The sequence below is a fragment of the Flavobacterium salmonis genome (assembly GCF_903819435.1).
GTDB classification, from domain to species: Bacteria; Bacteroidota; Bacteroidia; order Flavobacteriales; family Flavobacteriaceae; genus Flavobacterium; species Flavobacterium chungangense.
Window position 1 is genome coordinate 91,513 of record NZ_CAIJDP010000057.1, and the last position, 19,745, is coordinate 111,257.

Consider the following 19,745-nt stretch of genomic DNA (forward strand, 5'->3'; position numbering starts at 1 on the left):
AACCTAAAAACAACTAAAAAAAATTACAATGGCACACAATATTAAACCAGGAGTGGCTACAGGAGATCAAGTACAGGAAATCTTTAATTATGCAAAAGAAAAAGGATTTGCACTTCCTGCAGTAAACGTAACAGGCTCAAGTACAATTAACGGAGTTCTTGAAACTGCTGCAAAACTTAACGCACCGGTTATCATTCAGTTTTCAAACGGAGGAGCACAATTTAACGCTGGAAAAGGATTATCTAATGCAGGTGAAAAAGCAGCAATAGCTGGTGGAATCGCAGGAGCAAAACACATTCATACTTTAGCAGAAGCCTACGGTGCAACTGTAATTTTACATACTGACCACTGCGCAAAAAAATTATTGCCTTGGATTGATGGTTTGTTAGATGCATCTGAAAAACATTTTGCAGAAACAGGGAAACCATTATTCAGTTCTCACATGATCGATTTGTCTGAGGAGCCAATCGAAGAAAACATTGAAATCTGTAAAGAATATTTGGCCAGAATGAGCAAAATGGGAATGACATTAGAAATCGAGCTTGGTATTACAGGTGGAGAAGAAGATGGTGTTGACAACTCTGATGTAGACAGCTCAAAATTATATACGCAGCCAGAAGAAGTTGCTTATGCTTACGAAGAATTATCTAAAATAAGTCCTAAATTTACAATTGCCGCTGCTTTTGGAAACGTTCACGGTGTTTACAAACCAGGAAACGTAAAATTAACTCCAAAAATCTTAAAAAATTCTCAGGATTACGTTCAAAACAAATTCAACACTGGACACAACCCGGTAGATTTCGTTTTCCACGGAGGTTCAGGTTCTACACTTGAAGAAATCAGAGAAGGAATTAGCTACGGAGTTATCAAAATGAACATCGATACAGATTTACAATTTGCATACACTGAAGGAATCCGTGATTATATGGTTAAAAATCTTGAGTATTTGAAATCTCAAATTGGTAACCCTGAAGGTGCAGATGTTCCAAACAAAAAATATTATGACCCAAGAAGATGGGTTCGTGAAAGCGAAGTGACATTCAACGCAAGACTTGAGCAAGCTTTTGCAGATTTGAATAACGTAAATACTTTATAGTATTCAGTGTTCAGTTTTTAGTGTTCAGTTTTACTAAACGCTAAAAACTGAACACTAAAAATTGATTACTGAACACTGAACACTAGAACAAATGGCTTGGTTTAAAAGACAGGAAAAAGGGATTACGACTGCTACAGAAGATAAGATGGACGTTCCGAAAGGATTGTGGTACAAATCTCCTACTGGAAAAATTATTGACGCTGATGAATTAGCGAGAAATTTATTCGTAAGTCCTGAAGATGATTTTCACGTTAGAATTGGAAGCGCAATCTATTTTGAAATTTTATTCGACAACAATGAATTTGTTGAGTTGGATAAAAACATGACATCAAAAGATCCTTTGCATTTTGTGGACACAAAAAAATATGCTGAGCGATTGAAAGATGTAATGGAAAAAACACATCTTAAAGACGCTGTACGTACCGGAGTAGGAAAATCGAAAGGAAAAGAACTTGTAATCTGCTGTATGGATTTCGCTTTTATTGGCGGATCTATGGGAGCAGTTGTAGGTGAAAAAATCGCAAGAGGTATTGATCATGCGATCAAAAACAAATTACCTTTTGTAATGATTTCTAAGTCAGGTGGTGCCCGTATGATGGAAGCTGCTTATTCTTTAATGCAATTGGCAAAAACTTCTGTAAAATTAGCACAACTTGCCGAAGCCGGCTTACCATACATTTCTTTATGTACTGACCCAACTACTGGTGGAACTACTGCGTCTTATGCCATGTTAGGAGATATAAACATATCTGAGCCAGGTGCTTTGATTGGTTTTGCCGGTCCGCGTGTGGTTCGTGATACTACCGGAAAAGATTTACCGGAAGGTTTTCAAACTGCTGAGTTTCTTTTAGAGCATGGTTTCCTAGACTTTATTACGCCTAGAAAAGATTTGAAAGACAAAATCAATTTGTATATTGATTTAATTCAGAATAATAGTATTAGATAGTTTTTTAACTTCTAAAAATATCAAAATCTCATCCGCTTACTTGCAGGTGAGATTTTTTTATATCTTTATTTTAAATCTTATTTATATGAAAAGAGTTTTTATTGGTTTTATGATTTGTTTTCTTCTTTTAAATTGTAACAAGAAAGAAAATCAACAAGAAAACATTCCTTATATAATTTCTCAGGAAAACCATGCGATAATTCACGACAAAGACACTATGCCAGCTCCTTTACCTCCTCCAGGTTGGCTTGTATATGGAACTAATACATTTATAATTAACTCTGACTCCACAGCCTATTACTTTCAACGCAAAGGAATAGGAGCAGTCTGTGGAACACCAACAGCTGATACAATCCCATACTTCACAAACTTACAGCCCGAGGATATAATTGAAATTTCGAATAAAAACATTTACGATTTTATTAAATTGAATTACAAAGATGATTTTCGAAATCAAACTTTTATTGCATCTCAATCTGACACCTTAAAGGCGAAAGTTTTTTTCGACTTAAATAGATCTCTAAATTTTTTCAAAAGAGATCGTGATTTTGTTGTTATCCGAAGAACAACACAAGAAGAAGATACTGTCTTAAAATACAAGAAAGTTAATGGTTACTACAATTATAGAAATATTAAATGGGACAAAACAAGAATTAAATTTCCTGATTCAATTTATAAAGCCTCCTATTCGAATTAAAAAAAAATAAAGACTTAGCAACTCAGAATCTCAGCACTTAAAAAACTACATTCCCGTTCTAATCGCTTCAACCGGATCCAAGTTTGCGGCCGAAATTGCAGGCAAAATTCCTGAAATTAATCCGATAAGAGCGGCCAGTGTTGTTCCTAAAATTATATTTCCAAAACTTAGAACAAATTCAAAATCGAGTGCTTTTGTTAGAATAAGTGCAATTCCCCAAACCATCAGTAAACCAATAATCCCGCCAATTACAGAAAGAATTATGGCTTCGAATAAAAACTGAAATAAAATAAATCGGTTTTTAGCTCCCAGGGATTTTTGAATTCCAATTAAATTGGTTCTTTCTTTTACGGAAACGAACATAATATTGGCGATTCCGAAACCTCCAACTAAAAGAGAAAATCCGCTGATAATCCACCCTACCACATTCATCTGACCTAAAATTCCATCAATAAAATCGGTAAAACCAGAAAGTACGTTAATAAAAAAATTATCCATCTCCCCTGCTTTCATTCCGCGAATTGCTCTTAGTTTTTGTGCCACTTCTGCTTTATAGGCATCCATATCAATACCTTTTACAGGTTTTAAAACAATTACGGGCGTCATTGCATCGCTATCCCCGTACATTCTGCGTAAAAAATTAGCCGGAAAATAAACTGAAGTATCGTTACTATCACCAAAAAAGCCTGCTCCTTGTTTTGTCATTACGCCAATAACCGTGAAGCGTTGTCCGTACAAACGAATACTTTTTCCGATAGGATCACTTTCTCCAAAAAGTCCGTTGGCGATATCATATCCTAAAACAATTACCGGAGTTCCTGAATTTGATTCTGATTCGTTATAAAATCTTCCTTTCTCGAAACTTAATCCATCAATATCGACCATTTCAAATGAAGAAGGAATCATATTTACATCAGCAACGGTTTTTGAATCGTATTTTAAACTTTCACGATTCACAAAAAGCTGATAACCTACCTGATCTGTATTATTTAGCGAATTTTTTAAAGCGATGTATTCATCATATTTTACATTCGGAAACTGTTCTCTCTTCCATTGTGGAATTTCAGATGGACCAAAGTTATATTTCATTAAATAAATCGTATTTTTATCTAAACTGCTCAGATCTTTAGAAATTTTCCTGTCTAAAGAATCCACAGCAGCAAGTACAGCAATGATCGAAAAAATACCAATTGTCACGCCCAATAGTGACAATAAAGTTCGCAACTTATTATTTCGTAAAGCATTAATTGCAAAACTCAGACTTTCTTTTAATAACCTAAGATAAAGTAGCATATTTTTGTTTTTTTCGATAAAGTAAAATTCAATAAATTTAAATCAAAAACCTAACAAAAGGTAACTAACTCATCAGTAGTTTTTTTTAATATAATGTTACAAGAATTCCTTTAAATATATTATCAAAAAAAACTACTTTTGCAGTCTGAAAATTATAACTACACAATGAGTACAACTAAAACAATACAATCAGCATTAATTTCTGTTTTTTCGAAAGATGGATTAGAACCAATCGTTAGAAAATTACACGAACAAAACGTTACTCTTTACTCGACTGGCGGAACTGAAGATTTCATTAAAAACCTTGGCATTCCGGTAGTTCCTGTTGAAGATATTACTTCTTTCCCTGAAATTCTTGGCGGAAGAGTAAAAACATTACACCCGAAAATTTTTGGCGGAATTTTAAATCGTCAGGATAACGAAAGTGATGTTCAGCAAATGAAAGAATTTGATCTTCCTCAGATTGATTTGGTAATTGTTGATTTGTATCCATTTGAAAAAACAGTTGCTTCAGGTGCAAGCGAACAAGATATTATTGAAAAAATTGATATTGGCGGAATTTCATTAATCCGTGCGGGTGCAAAAAACTTCAAAGACACTGTAATTGTTGCTTCGGTTAACGAATACAGCCTGCTTTTAGATTTGATTACAGAACAAAATGGAGCCACAACTCTTGAAAACAGAAGATTACTTGCTACAAAAGCATTCCATGTTTCTTCTCACTATGATGGTGCCATTTTTAATTATTTCAAGACTGATGAAACTATTTACAAAGAAAGTATTGCAGACGGTCAGGTTTTGAGGTATGGAGAAAATCCGCATCAAAAAGGGTTTTTCTTTGGAGATTTTGACGCTATGTTCAAAAAAGTTCACGGAAAAGAATTATCATACAACAATTTATTAGATGTTGACGCTGCTGTCAATTTAATTGCTGAATTCAAAACAGACGGACCAACATTCGCTATCTTAAAACATAATAACGCTTGTGGATTAGCTTCAAGAAAAACAATCAGCGAAGCTTATTTAGCCGCTTTGGCTTGCGATCCTACATCTGCTTTTGGAGGTGTTTTGATTGCCAATACTAAAATTGATTTAGCAACAGCGCAGGAAATTAACAAATTATTTTGCGAAGTAGTTATCGCTCCAAGTTATGATGACGAAGCAATTAGTGTTTTACAAGAAAAGAAAAACAGAATCATATTAGTTCAAAATGAAGTTGCATTACCTTCAAGACAAGTAAGAACATGTCTTAACGGAGTGTTAATTCAGGATAGAAATAATATCACTGATACTAAAGAGCATTTAAAAACCGTTACTACTACAGAGCCTACCGCTCAGGAAATAGAAGATTTAATATTTGCTTCAAAAATTTGTAAAAACACAAAATCGAATACGATTGTTTTTGCAAAAAACGGAACATTAATTTCGTCAGGAACTGGTCAGACTTCAAGAGTTGATGCTTTGGTTCAGGCAGTAGATAAAGCAAAAGCTTTTGGATTTGATTTAACTGGAGCTTCTATGGCTAGCGATGCATTTTTCCCTTTTCCGGATTGTGTAGAATTAGCCAAAAAAGCAGGAATAACGGCAGTAATTCAGCCAGGTGGTTCGATAAAAGATGAATTAAGCATAAATTATTGCAACGAAAATAATCTTGCAATGGTATTTACAGGAACACGTCATTTTAAACATTAATTTGTTTAACTTTGTTCGATAAATTAATTATAACATTTTAAACCCCTAACAAACTTATGGGATTTTTTGATTTCATGACCGAGGATATTGCGATAGACCTTGGTACCGCAAACACTTTAATCATACATAATGATAAAGTTGTTATTGATAGCCCATCTATCGTTGCACGCGATAGAGTTTCTGGCAAAATCATTGCTGTTGGAAAAGAAGCCAACATGATGCAAGGTAAAACGCATGAAAACATCAAGACCATAAGGCCTTTGAAGGATGGTGTAATTGCCGATTTTGATGCTTCAGAAAAAATGATCAATATGTTCATTAAAAGCATACCTGCATTAAAGAAAAGAATGTTTACTCCAGCTTTACGAATGGTAGTATGTATTCCTTCTGGTATTACTGAAGTTGAGATGCGTGCTGTAAAAGAATCTTGTGAAAGAGTAAACGGAAAAGAAGTTTATTTGATTCACGAGCCAATGGCAGCAGCAATTGGTATTGGTATCGATATCATGCAACCAAAAGGAAATATGATTGTAGATATAGGTGGTGGTACAACTGAAATTGCCGTTATCGCTTTAGGTGGAATTGTATGTGACAAATCTGTGAAAATTGCGGGTGACGTTTTCACAAATGATATTGTTTATTATATGCGTACACAACACAACCTTTTTGTTGGAGAAAGTACCGCAGAGAAAATAAAAATTCAAATTGGAGCCGCTATCGAAGATTTAGAAAGTCCTCCAGAAGACATGTCAGTTCAGGGTAGAGATTTACTTACCGGTAAACCAAAACAAGTTGATGTTTCTTACCGCGAAATTGCCAAAGCATTAGACAAATCAATTCAGCGTATCGAAGATGCTGTAATGGAAACTTTATCTCAAACACCTCCTGAATTAGCTGCTGATATTTACAACACTGGTATTTATTTAGCTGGTGGAGGATCGATGTTAAGAGGTCTTGACAAACGTATTTCACAAAAAACAGATTTACCTGTTTACATCGCCGAAGATCCATTAAGAGCAGTTGTTCGTGGAACAGGAATGGCACTTAAAAACATTGCAAAATTTAAAAGTATCTTAATCAAGTAAGATAAAAATAACAATCAATATATTTTTATTAGAGTCAAATTGAATCATTTGACTCTAATAAAATTTGAACCCAAAGCATATCCTGAAACAAAATAACCGAACAAGAAATGCAGCAAATTTTTAATTTCATTATAAGAAACAGTAATCGATTGCTGTTTTTGCTGCTTTTAGGTATTTCGTTGGCACTCACAATCCAATCTCACTCTTTTCACAGGAGCAGAATGATCAGTTCTGCTAACTTTATTAGCGGCGGCGTTTATGAAAAAATAAACAATGTAAATGAGTATTTGAATTTGAGAACTGAAAATGACGAACTGGTACTTGAAAACGCAAGATTAAAAAGTCTTTTATTTAATAAAGAAGACACCACCAAAGCGCCAATGATTGATAGCATTAAAGGTGTCAAACCAGCTGATATCATTGTTTCGAAAGTAATTCATAATTCATATAGTACACATGAAAACTATATTACTTTGAATTCCGGATCAAACGAAGGAGTCAAACAAGATATGGGGGTAATAAATAGTTTAGGCATTATTGGTATTGTAGACAATACTTCACCAAATTACTCAACCGTGATTAGCATTCTGAATATGAAATCGCAGATTAATGCAAAACTAAAAAAATCAAATCATTTTGGTTCTCTAACCTGGGATGGAAAAAGCACAGGTACTGTACAATTAACCGATGTTCCCAGACTGGCTTCTGTTAGAAAGGGAGATACTATTGTTACAGGTGGACAATCTGTAATTTTCCCTGAAAACATTAATATTGGTGTAGTTGATAAATATTATACCAACACAAAAACGACATTCTACACCATTGATGTCAAATTATTTAACGACATGACTAATTTAGGACATGTTTATATCATTAAAAGTAAGGGAAGGGAAGAACTAATTAATTTAGAAAACAAAAACAAGGAAAAAGATGAATAGCACATTGTTAGTCAATATTTTTCGATTTATTATGTTGCTGGCAATTCAGATTGTTATTTTTAATAATATGAATTTCCTAGGATACATAAGTCCTTTTCCGTATATTCTATATATCATTTTATATCCAGTAAACAGTAATAGAACCGGTTTAATAATTTCCAGTTTTTTATTAGGCCTTACTATGGACATGTTCTGTAATTCAGGTGGAATTCACGCTGCTTCATGCGTAATTTTATCGTATTACAGACCTTATATTTTTAAGTTTTCCTTCGGATTAAGTTATGAATATCAAACTATAAAACTAAATGAGTCATTAACACCTGAACGATTTTCATTCATTTTGGTTTCTGTTTTACTACACCATATAGTATTATTTATTCTTCTGGCCTTTGAATTTAAATTCATCTTGGATATTTTACTCAGGACCCTATTCAGTTCTGTTTTCACGATACTCATTTCTATCATAATTATATATCTTATTAAGCCAAATAAACGATGAGAAAAGTCCTGCTGCCCACTTTAATTATTATTGCAGCATCTTTGCTAGTGATCAGGATATTTTATTTGCAGGTTATTGATGATTCTTTCAAATTGAAATCAGAAAATAATGCTATTAAAATAAAATATGATTACCCTGAACGTGGCTATATTTACGACAGATACGGAAAACTGCTTGTTGCAAATCAATCTTCTTATGATATCATGGTAATTCCGAGGGATATTAAAGACGATCTTAATATTGCTGAATTCTGTGAGTTATTACACATTACAAAAGAAGACTACGAAAAAAGAGTAGCAAAAGCAAAGGTTTATAGTCCCAGATTACCTTCTGTATTTTTACCCCAATTAAACAAAACAGAATTTGCCGCTTTTCAGGAGAAAATAAGAAAATATGAAGGTTTCTATTTTCAAAAACGATCCCTACGTGATTACGAAGTAGATTATGGCGCTAATGTTTTTGGAGGTGTCACTCAGGTAAACGAAAGCCAGATTGCAAAAAACCCTTATTATAACAGTGGTGATTTAATTGGTAAACAAGGCGTTGAAGAAAGCTACGAAGAAGTACTGAGAGGGATAAAAGGCGTAAAATATATCCAAAAAGACAAGTATAATCGAGAAATTGGTTCCTATAAGGATGGGAAGTACGATACTATTGCGGTGCAAGGAGAAGATATTAATTTAACTATTGATGCTGAACTTCAAAAATACGGCGAAGAATTAATGATCAATAAACGAGGTGGTATTGTTGCTCTTGAACCTAAAACAGGTGAAATTCTAGCACTTGTTACCGCTCCTTCATATGATCCAGGTATTTTAGTTGGAAGGCAGCGTTCTAAAAACTATACGCTGTTATATCATGACTCTATAGCAAAACCTTTATATGACAGAGGACTGTTAGCAGAGTATCCGCCAGGCTCACCTTTTAAAATCTTAACCGGTTTAGTTGCATTACAAGAAGGCGTAATCAATGAGCAGACTACTTTTATGTGTCATCACGGTTTTAGCTACGGAAGAGGACGTTTTATGAAATGCCATGGTTTTGGACCGCATCAATTACATAATGGTATCTATAATTCATGTAATACCTATTTTGCCCAATCTTACATGCTTACCATCAACAAATACAATAATCCGGCAAAGGCAGTGGATGTTTGGAGCGATCACGTTAAAAGTTTTGGACTTGGTCAGTTTATGGGCTATGATTTGCCAACCGGTAAAAGAGGAAATATTCCTACTTCAAAAACGTATAAAAAAATATATCCTAATGGAGGCTGGCGAAGCACTACGATTGTATCAAATGCAATTGGTCAGGGGGAAGTTTTGATGACTCCAATTCAATTAGCAAATATGATGGCAACTGTTGCCAATCAGGGATATTATTATACGCCTCATATTATCAAAAAAATAGAAGGCAAAAAGATTGATGCAAAGTTTACTACTAAACACGTAACAACCATCGATAAAAAATATTTCCCCCCTGTTATTAGTGGGCTATTCGATGTTTATAATCTAGGTACTGCACATGGTTTAAATGTGCCCGGAATTGATATTTGTGGAAAAACGGGAACAGCTGAAAATTATGCCAAAATAAACGGTAAAAGAGAAAAACTTAAAGATCACTCTATTTTTGTGGCTTTTGCACCTAAAGATAACCCGAAAATCGCCATTGCCATTATGATTGAAAATGGAGGATTTGGAGCAACAGTAGCAGGTCCAATTGCGAGTTTAATGATTGAAAAATATTTAAAAAGAAAAATTTCAAGAACCGATTTAGAAGTTAGGGTTTTAAACAAAAGTTTACAAAGTGAATATGCAAAATTAGGCGGACTTTCAGAAGTTATTAAGAAAGATCTAAGAACAAAGGACTCTATTGCAAATGCCATTAAGCTAAATATACAAAGAAAAGATTCTATCGCAAAAAGCAAAAAAATAATTTCAAAAACTAAAGTAGATTCTATCAAACGAAATTAATAAGGACTTCCATTTCAAATGAAAAATCAAAGCGTAAAAAATAATATTGATTGGATAAGTGTTATTATCTACAGTGTTCTGGTTATTCTGGGCTGGCTAAATATATATTCATCTTCCCTTTCTTCTACAGAAGGAACTTATGAAAAGCAGTTAATATTTATCGCCTGTACGATACCATTAATTTTCATTGTTTTGTTTGTTGATGGAAAATTCTATGAAAAATATGCCAGTATTATTTTTGGGGTTTCACTACTATCATTGGCCGGATTATTTCTATTTGGAAAAACAATTGCCGGACAAAGATGCTGGTATGCCATAGGAAGTTTTACACTTCAGCCTTCAGAATTTGCAAAAGCAGCTACATCATTGGCATTGGCTAAATATCTAAGCGACACACAGATTAATTTAAAAGAAACTAATCGCCAAATTCAGGCACTTGCCATAATATTCCTGCCTGTAATTTTGATTTTACCGCAACCAGATCCCGGGAGCGCTTTAATTTATAGTATTTTTATTATTGTTTTATATCGGGAAGGTCTTCCATCCTGGTATGTCTGGACAGGTTTTATCACTATCCTTTTATTTGTATTAACACTCATTTTAGAACCTTACGTTGTTATTTTACTTGCATTGGCGGTACTTATTATTATATATTTTAAAGGACGGACAGTTGATCGAAACATTATATTAAGCAGCATACTTCTGGCTATTATTTCGGCTTTTGTTTTTTCTGTAAATTATGTTTTTGAACATGTGTTTAAACAACATCACAGAGACCGTTTCAACATATTATTAGGAAAAACGGTTGATATGAAAGGTATTGGATACAATACTAATCAATCTGAAATTGCTATTGGATCTGGTGGGTGGCTTGGAAAAGGGTTTTTAGAAGGAACCCAAACAAAAGGTGGTTTTGTCCCTGAACAGCACACAGATTATATATTTACAACTGTGGGTGAAGAATGGGGTTTTGCCGGCTCCTTTATTGTTATTGCCTTATTTGCCGGATTACTTTTAAGAATTATTTATTTAGCCGAAAGGCAAAAAACAAAATTTAGCCGGGTATACGGATATTGTGTTGCAGGAATTTTATTCATTCACTTTTTTGTAAACATTGCCATGGTAGTCGGTATTTTTCCAACAATTGGAGTTCCTTTGCCTTTCTTTTCTTATGGTGGATCCGGACTATGGGGATTTACGATTTTGCTTTTTATATTCTTAAAAATGGATGCCAATAAAGTCAATGAATGGTAACCAAAAAAATAAAAAAATCCGAAGTATAAAGCTTCGGATTTTTTTATTACATATAACTTAAAATTTCTTTTTTATAAGCATCATACTCTCCCTGCAGAATCAAGCCATTATCCAATAACTTTTTATAATTCTGTAATTTATCAAAAAGTTCTTCTTTTGACAAATCACTTAGTTTGCGTTCCCCAGTTGAAGCAGGAATTGGCTGGATTGTCTCAAAAGTTTCATACGGAGTTGTTGCCGGAATAATTTCTGCAAAATTTGACACTTCTTCCGTTTCAACCTCTTCAATATCATCTTCAACAATGCTTTCGCTTTCTACTTCTGGCTTTGCATTTTCAAAAACCGGCGCTTCAATAGTTACCGGATTTTTTAGCAAATCTAATTGTTCTTTTGCGTAAGTATATATTTTTCTAGCCTGAATTTTTGGGATATAATCTATCGAAATTGAGAAATCAGTATTTGTGTTAAATGAGAATTCTGAGCCCAGAATATTTTCTTTTACAAAAGCACCCGCTATATTGTCCCAGGTATAATCTGTAAAATCCATCGAAAGCCCTAAGTTTTTAGGCTCACAAATAATAATTCTTTTATTCGTTAATACAATACTGTCAGGAAAAACAGTAATTGCTGGTTTTTTTTGAACCGCGATATACCCTACTTCTTCTCCCTTCATTAATAAATCACTGAGTTTTGAAGTAATTTTTTCAATTGCTTTCGGATCTTGTTCTTCGTTCAGAAATTTTTTAAATTGTTCTTTCATATTCTATAAACTACTAAGTTGCAAATTAATTGAGTGTTATGTTTTTGACATTCCTTACAAATGTAATGCCTAATTTTCTAATTGCTCCGCCCGTTCGGTAAAATTTTACCCCGGGTCGATAATTTCATTCTGAATTTTCTTTGTCAAACTTTTGAAAACCAATTCGTACGAATGATCAATAAGTTCTTTAACAAAAGATGTCGGTAAATTTCCGTTTAATGCAATCGTATTCCAATGCACTTTGCTCATGTGAAATCCCGGTTTAATTTCGTCATATTCTGCTCTGAGTTCCTGCGCACGTTCCGGATCGCATTTCAAATTAGCTGAAGCTTCATTCTTTTCCCATTGGGATAAAGAAGATAAGGCAAACATTTTTCCGCCAACCTTAAACACCAGAGTATCTTCATCAAAAGGAAAATGTTCTGTTACGCCTTTTTTAGAAAGGCAATATTCGTAATATGTTTCTAAATTCATGATTGCTTATTTACCAATTTCACCTAAATGAGTGTATTTAAAACCTTTTTCATATTTGAGACCATAACCAAAAATCCGATCCATTGCAGAATGTGAAAGTAAAATAATTCCGGCTAATTGCAAGTCTTCAATTTTAAAATACGACCCTAAAATATAAAATAAAACTGCAATTCCTTTATGATGAAATACATTATAAAAAAATGCTCCGCTTTTGTCTCCAAATATATAACCCAGCATCGATACATCAGGACCTAAAATTAAAACTAATAACCACCACCATTCAAAACTTAAAAGACTGAACAAATAGATTCCGAGAATAAATAAAGCAGTTTCCTCTAACTTGATAATTATATTCATCATAATATTTTTTCCATCATTTTTTCAGGATGGTTGAGTTTTGTAAATCCGAATTTTTCATATAAAAAGTGTGCATCTGTTGTTGCGAGACGCCAGATTTTGATATCTTTCAGTAACGGTTCCTTCATCATATTTTCAATTAAAATTGACGAATATCCTTTTCCACGATGCTCTTCTGTAATAAAAACATCCATTACATATCCAAAAACAACATAATCTGTAATTACTCTTGCAAAACCAATTTGTTTGTCATCCAAATAAATTCCAAAACAAACCGAAGCATCAATCGTAGTTTGTACTTCATCTATTGTTCTTCCGGCAGCCCAGTAAATATCTTTTAGAAAATTTTGAATGAACAAAATATCAAGTTTGCTTTTATCTGTAGAGATGGTAATCTGATTCATAATTTTTGAACATTCTATTCTTTTAAACAATTTTTTTAAGCTGTTTCGTATTCATTACATTTTCATTTCTTTATCGTTTTTAATTGGCTGAAAAAAAACGAAGAGCACTACTAAAGTTACAGTTGAAAGTTTGAAATAGCATACAAAACAGGCTTGCTGGGACTTGCATCATTTTCAAAAGAAGCAATTTGCAGATTGAGCAAATAATCCCCATCCTGAATTTCGTTTGGTACAAAAATCATTTCTGTAATTGTCGCATCTAAAAGCGCATCGCTGTTTAAATTATGTGTATTCTTAACATTCCAAAAAGCTTTGTGTGCCAATAATTTCCCTTCATCATGCTCACGATCAACACTTGGCAAGTCAATTAACAAATGCTGAATTTCGCTTTCGCGGATAAAAATCGCGGCTTCTTCAGACAAATAGGGAGGATTTGTATTTGAATACTTTCTTGATTTTTTATCTTTTAGATTGGGAAGCGTTCTGATGATAATCGCTTCTGTTTTTGAAAAACCCGAAACATTCATAACTTTTGAAATCTGCTCTTTCGTAATCACAAAATCTTCTCCCGTTTTTTCAGGCTCAACAGTAATTAATCTCGCAAAAAAGAAAAACTTTCTTAAAGACTGATTTATACTGTAAAAATCTTTGGTAATATGTCCCAGACATTCTGTATGTGTCCCGTGCCCATGCGGATTAAAAAAGATATTATTGAAGTTGGTAGATGATTTCCCTTCAGAAACTTTCCCTATCCAGTCACCAAAAACTACTGGTTCAATAGCTGGTTTTTCGATGTACCACGCAATTGGATTTTCCTCAGTATTTGTTAACGGAATAGAAATATCAATAGGCTTTGATAAGTCGATTTCAAAATTGCTGATTTTTGCTATCATATTGTTTAACCGCAAGGTTTATTATTCTTCCAAATTTAAGTAAAAGAGATCACTTGCTATTCCATCGGTTAAGAATTTTCCTTTAGCTGTAGGTTTCAAAATATTATTTTCAATCGAAACCAAGTCATCATTTAAAAATTTCTTGCTTTGTTTTTGCAAATAATTCAAATAATCCAAGCCAAATTCATTCTCTATTCGATCTAATGAAACACCCCAAATAGTTCGTAAACCTGTCATAATATATTCATTATAACGATCTGAAACGGTTAGAATTTCAGTTTCTATAGGCAAAACATTTTCCTGAATAGATTTTAAGTACAATGAATTATTTGCGACATTCCAGCCTCTTTTTTCTCCATCATAGCTATGCGCCGAAGGGCCTATTCCTATGTATTTTTTTCCTAACCAGTAAGCCGAATTGTTTTTGGAGAAATAATTTTCTTTTCCAAAATTCGATAATTCGTAATGGATGAAACCGTTTTTCTGAAGCATTTCAACCAAAATCATAAAATGATTTGAAGCTGCTTCATCTTGCGGTTCGGCAATTTTTCCGGTTTGAATTAATTTGCTCAAGGCAGTTTTCGGTTCAACTGTCAGCGCGTAACTCGAAATATGCGGAATGCCAAAATCCAAAGCAGTCTGAATATTCTGTTTCCACATTTCGTCGCTCATTCCAGGGATTCCGTAAATCAAATCGAGCGAAATGTTCTCGAAGTATTTTGTCGCTTCTTCCAGACATTTTTTGGCTTCCGCCGAATTATGAGCACGATTCATCATCTTCAAATCGTCTTCATAGAAAGACTGAATTCCAATACTGAGACGATTTACAGGACTTTTAGACAATTCTAAAATTCGTTCTGAAGACAAATCATCAGGATTTGCCTCAAGTGTAATTTCAGGTTTTTTGGTGACTTTGTAATTCCTGTAAACTTCTGAAATCAAAAAGTTGATTTCTTCATTATTTAAAACTGAAGGCGTTCCTCCTCCAAAATATATGGTCTCTACAATCTCATGCTCAAACTCCTTTTTACGCATGGCAATTTCTTTAGCTAATGCTAAAACCATATCGTCTTTCTTTTTCATTGAAGTTGAAAAATGAAAATCACAATAGTGGCAAGCTTGTTTACAAAATGGTATATGAATGTAGATTCCAGACATAAAATTATTATTTAATAAACTGAATATTCTTAATAAAGTATAAAATATTTATTAGTTTTGGCCAAATCTATAAATTATATCATGAAAAAAATTACTCAGTTGCTTCTTATTTTACCATTTTTATTATTTTCTTGTTCTTCAGATGATAGTTCAGAAAATAATGAGCCAAATCCTGGTACATCACCTGAATTTGCTATGACTGCTACAATTAACGGAAAGTCATTTAAAGCAAATAATCCTTTCGGGACAAACTTGTATTCTTCAACTAATATCTGGTCTTATTATCCTAAAGCAGACTTTGTGATGCTTCAAGGAAGACAAGGAGGTATTTTGGGTAATCCAGAAATCAATATTTGGTTAAAAAGAACAGATATTAAGGTTGGAACTTACAAATTTACTACAGATCAAGACAATCCAATTACTCATGCAATCGACTTAACAGACAGCGAAACAAATGAATTGGAGTATACAAAAGAAGGTTCGATTACTATAACCGAAATTAACTCACAAAAGAAAGTTGTAAAAGGGAAATTTAATTTCACAACTTCTTCAACTTACACAGATCAAAAAGACACAAATTATACTGTTACAGATGGTACATTTAATTATCAGTACGAGGATATAAAATAATATTTGCAAATTTTACACATTAGCCAGATTGATTAAAATTAATCTGGCTACTTTCTAATTTTATCCTCATTCTGTTTCACAAAAGCATCCCAGCCCGAATAACTTTTTCCGGCGACAACTTTTCCTGAATTGAAATGATGGCAGACCGCAGCTGCCAAACCATCAGTTGAGTCGAGATTTTTGGGTAATTCTTTTAAGCCTAAAAGTTGCTGAAGCATTTTGGCAACCTGCTCTTTACTGGCATTTCCGTTTCCGGTAATCGCCATTTTTATTTTTTTAGGTTCGTATTCCGTAATTGGAATGTCTCTTGAAAGCCCAGCTGCCATTGCAACACCTTGTGCACGGCCTAATTTCAGCATAGACTGAACGTTTTTTCCAAAGAAAGGCGCTTCTATCGCAATTTCATCGGGATGATGCGTTTCAATTAATTCGATAGTTCTTTCAAAGATGATTTTTAATTTTTGGTAATGATTGTCGTATTTAGAAAGCTGCAATTCGTTCAACTGCAAAAATTCCATTTTTTTATTGGTTACTTTAATCAGTCCAAAACCCATAATCGTGGTTCCGGGATCAATACCTAATATGATGCGTTCTTTTGTCAAGTGTTTTTTGTTTGGGTTACACAAAGTTCCGCTAAGTTAACACAGAGATTAACAAAGTTTTTTTAGTTTTCTCTGTGTGTCTTTGTGATTGCTTTGTGAATCTTTGTGGGATAGCATTATTACAATACTTTGTATTACTTTTGCGGCATGATTTCAATTCCTCACAAAGCTAAGCAATTCCTTGTTCTTGTGGCCAAACTTTTGATTGTTGGCGGTGCATTTTATTTTATTTACGATCAGCTGGCGAACAATGATAAACTGGACTGGCAGAAGTTCATTACCTTGTTTCGAAAAAATCAGTCGGTTTTGGGAGTTGGATTTATCTTGCTTTTAAGTGTTTTAAACCGCTATTTTGAAATTTTAAAATGGCAGAATTTAGTCAATGTTATTTACCCAATATCTTTAGGAGAAGCCACAAAACAGGTTCTTGCGGCTTTAACCGCCGGAATTTTCACCCCAAACGGAGTTGGCGAATACGCAGGAAAAGCGTTGTATTACCCAAAATCTGAAGCTAAAAAAGTGGTTTTTCTGAACTTAATATGCAACGGAATACAAATGATTCTCACTATTATTTTTGGCATTTTTGGTCTGTTGTATTTCAATGCGCTGTACAATGTCATTACCACGAAAACAGTATTGATTTTATTTGGCGGATTTTTACTGATCCTGATTCTATTGTTTTCAATAAAAAAGATAAAAGTAAAGGGATATTCAATTGAAAAACTAATTCATAAGATCAATGAGATTCCAAAACATATTCATCAGAAAAATATCTTTTTAGGTATTTGCCGTTATCTGGTTTTCTCACACCAATATTACTTTTTGTTTCTCGCTTTTGAAGTTCATTTACCCTATTTGACCTTACTGGCGGCCATCACTTCTGTCTATTTTTTGGCCTCTTCATTACCTACTTTTCAGTTTTTAGATTTTGCGGTAAAAGGCAGCGTTGCAATCTATTTCTTCGGAATTTTAGGTGTAAACGAATGGATTGTGGTTTTCATTAGTACACTCATGTGGCTTTTAAACGTCGTTTTACCTGTACTTATAGGCAGTTATTATGTATTGAATTTTAAAACCAAAACAGCAGCATGATCCCGATATTGTTCGTCATATTAAAAATTTATGTGATAACAATCGGCTTGCTGATTTATGGTTTTTTTAAAGTCAAAAAATATCAAAAATCAAATTTAGAACCCAAAACAAGTTTTACGATTATAGTCCCGTTTCGCAATGAAGCAGAAAATTTGCCTATACTTCTGGAGAGCTTTTCGAATCTTAATTATCCTAAGGATTTATTCAAAGTGATTTTGGTTGATGATGGTTCTGACGAAAAATTTCACATTCCACATTTTACATTTCACATTTCACAAACAGACAATATTCGTATTTCAAATTCACCCAAAAAAGATGCCATCACTACCGCAATGCAGCATGTAAAAACCGATTGGGTAATTACTACCGATGCCGATTGTATTGCCTCTGAAAATTGGCTTCTGACATTCGACAACTACATTCAGAAAAATGAAATCTCGATGCTTGCAGGAGCTATAACGTATGAATGTAAAAACTCTTTTTTAGATCATTTTCAACAATTAGATTTAACCAGTCTGCAAGGAGCTACAATTGGGAGCTTTGGACTTAACCGGGCTTTTATGTGCAATGGTGCCAATTTTGCTTACACGAAATCATTGTTTGAAAAGCTAAACGGGTTTGACGGAAACGATAAAATTGCCAGTGGAGATGATGTTTTTTTATTGCAAAAAGCGATTGAGAGATTTCCAAAAGAAGTTCATTATTTAAAAGCTAAAGAAGCCATTGTTCTCACTAAACCAACTGAAACCTTGAAAAGCTTATTTTATCAACGAGTACGCTGGGCGGCAAAAACAAGCTCATATCAAAGCCTCTTTGGAAAGTTATTGGGACTGGTTGTCTTTCTTGGTAATTTGAGTTTTGTACTCGGATTTTTCTTTGTTTGTTTTGGGATTTGGCCCTATCCGGTTTTTGTTTTGTTTGCTTTTTTAAAATTTGTGACAGACTTTGTCTTGCTTTATGTTACCAATCTTTTTTTGACTAAAGGAAAAATAAAAAGTTTGCTTTTGAGCAGTTTACTTTATCCTTTTTTTAGTACAACAGTAGCTTTGTACAGTTTGTTTGGTTCTTATGAATGGAAAGACCGCCGTTTTAAAATATAATTTTATTAGAATCCCGATGCCCTAGCCCAGATGGAAGCGACATCCTTTTTGTTTTTTCTTTAAAAACAAAAAGATACAGCGGACAGCAGGAATAGCTTCTTATTTTATTTACTATCTTTTTCCTTGAGAATTACAGGTAAAATAAATTGTGATTTTACCGGAATTCCGCGTTTAATAGCAGGATTTACTTTTGGAAAATCGATCAATCGGGCACGAAGAATACTGTCTATTTTTATCGTATCATAAGTGGCTGAATCTTTAGGGAATTGCGGTTCAAATTTCAGGGTAGCATTAGGAAAAACAGTTACTTTGACTTCTATGGTATCTAATTCGGGATACAAAATTGAGAGTGTGTCGATGTCTAATTTTTCCTGAATAAGCTGTGACATGATTTCGAAAAAACATTGTTGACGCTGTTTTTTATCGTTAATCTTCTCACAATCTGCAACTGATGGATATTCGTCAACTTCTTGCCAGTTGATTGATTTTAATTCTTTTTGAAGTAATTCTTTTTCAGACGGAACCTGCTTGTCAAAATATTGACAAGAACTGAAAAATATAAAAAATAATAAAAGAAAATACGGCTTCAAGATTTTGATGTTGAATTGAACTATAAGGTATAAAAATACAATTATTTTTTTTGAGAACCTTCGTATTCCAGATATTCTTCATAGTTTTTATGATGCGTATTCTTTATTTGTATTCCACTATCTTTTCGTTCACGAGACAATAGACATAAGGTTAAATAATTTTAAACTCTATTTTTATTAATATTATAAAAGCATATCAAATTCTTCATCAA

General features: G+C 33.5%; 21 protein-coding genes. 12 read left to right on the top strand and 9 right to left on the bottom strand.

Going from position 1 to position 19,745, the window contains the following annotated elements; all coding sequences use genetic code 11:
• Positions 1 to 28: 28 nt before the first annotated feature.
• The 3 genes from fbaA (at position 29) to FLACHUCJ7_RS02990 (ending at position 2,739) form a co-directional block, all read left to right on the top strand.
• Entirely contained in the window at positions 29 to 1,096 is a 1,068-nt protein-coding gene (gene fbaA / locus FLACHUCJ7_RS02980; RefSeq protein ID WP_078227108.1) for a class II fructose-bisphosphate aldolase, read from the top strand.
• Between the two features lie 91 nt (positions 1,097 to 1,187).
• Positions 1,188 to 2,042 (top strand): acetyl-CoA carboxylase, carboxyltransferase subunit beta, encoded by an 855-nt coding sequence (gene accD, locus FLACHUCJ7_RS02985; protein ID WP_031454270.1) that lies wholly within the window; start codon positions 1,188 to 1,190, stop codon positions 2,040 to 2,042.
• An 85-nt stretch (positions 2,043 to 2,127) separates the two neighbouring features.
• Positions 2,128 to 2,739 (top strand): hypothetical protein, encoded by a 612-nt coding sequence (locus FLACHUCJ7_RS02990; protein ID WP_078227107.1) that lies wholly within the window; start codon positions 2,128 to 2,130, stop codon positions 2,737 to 2,739.
• A 45-nt stretch (positions 2,740 to 2,784) separates the two neighbouring features.
• Here FLACHUCJ7_RS02990 and FLACHUCJ7_RS02995 read toward each other — a convergent pair whose 3' ends face one another.
• Complete coding sequence (locus FLACHUCJ7_RS02995; RefSeq protein WP_180907867.1) at positions 2,785 to 4,032, bottom strand: ABC transporter permease; 1,248 nt, start codon at positions 4,030 to 4,032, stop codon at positions 2,785 to 2,787.
• Between the two features lie 165 nt (positions 4,033 to 4,197).
• Between FLACHUCJ7_RS02995 and purH the strand changes: the two genes are divergently transcribed.
• The 6 genes from purH to rodA all read left to right on the top strand — a co-directional run bounded on the left by purH (position 4,198) and on the right by rodA (position 11,473).
• Positions 4,198 to 5,724 carry a bifunctional phosphoribosylaminoimidazolecarboxamide formyltransferase/IMP cyclohydrolase gene (gene purH / locus FLACHUCJ7_RS03000; RefSeq protein WP_180907868.1) on the top strand — a complete coding sequence of 509 codons (1,527 nt, stop codon included), beginning with the start codon at positions 4,198 to 4,200 and terminating at the stop codon, positions 5,722 to 5,724.
• Between the two features lie 56 nt (positions 5,725 to 5,780).
• Complete coding sequence (locus FLACHUCJ7_RS03005) at positions 5,781 to 6,809, top strand: rod shape-determining protein (protein WP_078227101.1); 1,029 nt, start codon at positions 5,781 to 5,783, stop codon at positions 6,807 to 6,809.
• A 107-nt stretch (positions 6,810 to 6,916) separates the two neighbouring features.
• Positions 6,917 to 7,747, top strand: a complete 831-nt coding sequence (gene mreC / locus FLACHUCJ7_RS03010) for a rod shape-determining protein MreC (RefSeq protein ID WP_078227100.1) — start codon at positions 6,917 to 6,919, stop codon at positions 7,745 to 7,747.
• Positions 7,740 to 8,246 (top strand): rod shape-determining protein MreD, encoded by a 507-nt coding sequence (locus tag FLACHUCJ7_RS25270; RefSeq protein WP_078227099.1) that lies wholly within the window; start codon positions 7,740 to 7,742, stop codon positions 8,244 to 8,246. Before mreC ends, FLACHUCJ7_RS25270 begins: the two co-directional genes overlap by 8 nt.
• Positions 8,243 to 10,219: a penicillin-binding protein 2 gene (mrdA, locus tag FLACHUCJ7_RS03015; protein ID WP_078227098.1), complete on the top strand. Its 1,977-nt coding sequence runs from the start codon at positions 8,243 to 8,245 to the stop codon at positions 10,217 to 10,219. Before FLACHUCJ7_RS25270 ends, mrdA begins: the two co-directional genes overlap by 4 nt.
• An 18-nt stretch (positions 10,220 to 10,237) precedes the next feature.
• On the top strand, positions 10,238 to 11,473 hold the full coding sequence (gene rodA / locus FLACHUCJ7_RS03020; RefSeq protein WP_031454263.1) for a rod shape-determining protein RodA: 1,236 nt from the start codon (positions 10,238 to 10,240) through the stop codon (positions 11,471 to 11,473).
• Between the two features lie 46 nt (positions 11,474 to 11,519).
• On the opposite strand, the gene FLACHUCJ7_RS03025 is transcribed toward rodA, so the two are convergent.
• The 6 genes from FLACHUCJ7_RS03025 to hemW form a co-directional block, all read right to left on the bottom strand.
• A complete protein-coding gene (locus tag FLACHUCJ7_RS03025) occupies positions 11,520 to 12,233 on the bottom strand; it encodes a PH domain-containing protein (RefSeq protein ID WP_031454262.1) in 714 nt (237 codons plus the stop codon).
• Between the two features lie 105 nt (positions 12,234 to 12,338).
• Positions 12,339 to 12,707 (bottom strand): MmcQ/YjbR family DNA-binding protein, encoded by a 369-nt coding sequence (locus tag FLACHUCJ7_RS03030; RefSeq protein ID WP_078227097.1) that lies wholly within the window; start codon positions 12,705 to 12,707, stop codon positions 12,339 to 12,341.
• Positions 12,708 to 12,713: 6 nt separating this feature from the next.
• Positions 12,714 to 13,064 carry a DUF4260 domain-containing protein gene (locus tag FLACHUCJ7_RS03035; protein WP_180907997.1) on the bottom strand — a complete coding sequence of 117 codons (351 nt, stop codon included), beginning with the start codon at positions 13,062 to 13,064 and terminating at the stop codon, positions 12,714 to 12,716.
• A complete protein-coding gene (locus FLACHUCJ7_RS03040; protein WP_180907869.1) occupies positions 13,064 to 13,468 on the bottom strand; it encodes a GNAT family N-acetyltransferase in 405 nt (134 codons plus the stop codon). The genes FLACHUCJ7_RS03035 and FLACHUCJ7_RS03040 overlap by 1 nt, the downstream gene beginning before the upstream one ends.
• Before the next feature lie 116 nt (positions 13,469 to 13,584).
• Positions 13,585 to 14,361, bottom strand: a complete 777-nt coding sequence (locus FLACHUCJ7_RS03045) for a cyclase family protein (RefSeq protein WP_180907870.1) — start codon at positions 14,359 to 14,361, stop codon at positions 13,585 to 13,587.
• 21 nt (positions 14,362 to 14,382) lie between these two features.
• A complete protein-coding gene (hemW, locus tag FLACHUCJ7_RS03050) occupies positions 14,383 to 15,519 on the bottom strand; it encodes a radical SAM family heme chaperone HemW (protein WP_180907871.1) in 1,137 nt (378 codons plus the stop codon).
• Positions 15,520 to 15,600: 81 nt separating this feature from the next.
• On the opposite strand from hemW, the gene FLACHUCJ7_RS03055 reads away from it, so the two are divergent.
• The gene (locus FLACHUCJ7_RS03055) at positions 15,601 to 16,149 is read left to right on the top strand and encodes a DUF6252 family protein (RefSeq protein ID WP_180907872.1); all 549 of its coding nucleotides are present in this window, start codon (positions 15,601 to 15,603) and stop codon (positions 16,147 to 16,149) included.
• Positions 16,150 to 16,196: 47 nt separating this feature from the next.
• Here FLACHUCJ7_RS03055 and ruvC read toward each other — a convergent pair whose 3' ends face one another.
• The gene (gene ruvC, locus FLACHUCJ7_RS03060; protein ID WP_031454255.1) at positions 16,197 to 16,751 is read right to left on the bottom strand and encodes a crossover junction endodeoxyribonuclease RuvC; all 555 of its coding nucleotides are present in this window, start codon (positions 16,749 to 16,751) and stop codon (positions 16,197 to 16,199) included.
• A gap of 147 nt (positions 16,752 to 16,898) precedes the next feature.
• Between ruvC and FLACHUCJ7_RS03065 the strand changes: the two genes are divergently transcribed.
• The gene (locus FLACHUCJ7_RS03065) at positions 16,899 to 17,843 is read left to right on the top strand and encodes a lysylphosphatidylglycerol synthase domain-containing protein (protein WP_180907873.1); all 945 of its coding nucleotides are present in this window, start codon (positions 16,899 to 16,901) and stop codon (positions 17,841 to 17,843) included.
• A complete protein-coding gene (locus tag FLACHUCJ7_RS03070; protein ID WP_180907874.1) occupies positions 17,840 to 18,943 on the top strand; it encodes a glycosyltransferase family 2 protein in 1,104 nt (367 codons plus the stop codon). Before FLACHUCJ7_RS03065 ends, FLACHUCJ7_RS03070 begins: the two co-directional genes overlap by 4 nt.
• Before the next feature lie 104 nt (positions 18,944 to 19,047).
• Here FLACHUCJ7_RS03070 and FLACHUCJ7_RS03075 read toward each other — a convergent pair whose 3' ends face one another.
• The gene (locus FLACHUCJ7_RS03075) at positions 19,048 to 19,533 is read right to left on the bottom strand and encodes a hypothetical protein (RefSeq protein WP_031454252.1); all 486 of its coding nucleotides are present in this window, start codon (positions 19,531 to 19,533) and stop codon (positions 19,048 to 19,050) included.
• Positions 19,534 to 19,745 lie beyond the last annotated feature (212 nt).

Bases quoted from the DNA above. Each gene is read 5' to 3' on its own strand.
- FLACHUCJ7_RS02995 (WP_180907867.1), bottom strand. From the start codon at position 4,032: ATGCTACTTTATCTTAGGTTATTAAAAGAAAGTCTGAGTTTTGCAATT.
- FLACHUCJ7_RS25270 (WP_078227099.1), top strand. From the start codon at position 7,740: ATGAATAGCACATTGTTAGTCAATATTTTTCGATTTATTATGTTGCTG.
- FLACHUCJ7_RS03030 (WP_078227097.1), bottom strand. From the start codon at position 12,707: ATGAATTTAGAAACATATTACGAATATTGCCTTTCTAAAAAAGGCGTA.
- hemW (WP_180907871.1), bottom strand. From the start codon at position 15,519: ATGTCTGGAATCTACATTCATATACCATTTTGTAAACAAGCTTGCCAC.
- FLACHUCJ7_RS03045 (WP_180907870.1), bottom strand. From the start codon at position 14,361: ATGATAGCAAAAATCAGCAATTTTGAAATCGACTTATCAAAGCCTATT.
- FLACHUCJ7_RS02990 (WP_078227107.1), top strand. From the start codon at position 2,128: ATGAAAAGAGTTTTTATTGGTTTTATGATTTGTTTTCTTCTTTTAAAT.
- mrdA (WP_078227098.1), top strand. From the start codon at position 8,243: ATGAGAAAAGTCCTGCTGCCCACTTTAATTATTATTGCAGCATCTTTG.
- FLACHUCJ7_RS03040 (WP_180907869.1), bottom strand. From the start codon at position 13,468: ATGAATCAGATTACCATCTCTACAGATAAAAGCAAACTTGATATTTTG.
- purH (WP_180907868.1), top strand. From the start codon at position 4,198: ATGAGTACAACTAAAACAATACAATCAGCATTAATTTCTGTTTTTTCG.
- FLACHUCJ7_RS03025 (WP_031454262.1), bottom strand. From the start codon at position 12,233: ATGAAAGAACAATTTAAAAAATTTCTGAACGAAGAACAAGATCCGAAA.
- rodA (WP_031454263.1), top strand. From the start codon at position 10,238: ATGAAAAATCAAAGCGTAAAAAATAATATTGATTGGATAAGTGTTATT.
- FLACHUCJ7_RS03055 (WP_180907872.1), top strand. From the start codon at position 15,601: ATGAAAAAAATTACTCAGTTGCTTCTTATTTTACCATTTTTATTATTT.
- FLACHUCJ7_RS03005 (WP_078227101.1), top strand. From the start codon at position 5,781: ATGGGATTTTTTGATTTCATGACCGAGGATATTGCGATAGACCTTGGT.
- accD (WP_031454270.1), top strand. From the start codon at position 1,188: ATGGCTTGGTTTAAAAGACAGGAAAAAGGGATTACGACTGCTACAGAA.
- fbaA (WP_078227108.1), top strand. From the start codon at position 29: ATGGCACACAATATTAAACCAGGAGTGGCTACAGGAGATCAAGTACAG.
- FLACHUCJ7_RS03065 (WP_180907873.1), top strand. From the start codon at position 16,899: ATGATTTCAATTCCTCACAAAGCTAAGCAATTCCTTGTTCTTGTGGCC.
- FLACHUCJ7_RS03035 (WP_180907997.1), bottom strand. From the start codon at position 13,064: ATGAATATAATTATCAAGTTAGAGGAAACTGCTTTATTTATTCTCGGA.
- mreC (WP_078227100.1), top strand. From the start codon at position 6,917: ATGCAGCAAATTTTTAATTTCATTATAAGAAACAGTAATCGATTGCTG.
- FLACHUCJ7_RS03070 (WP_180907874.1), top strand. From the start codon at position 17,840: ATGATCCCGATATTGTTCGTCATATTAAAAATTTATGTGATAACAATC.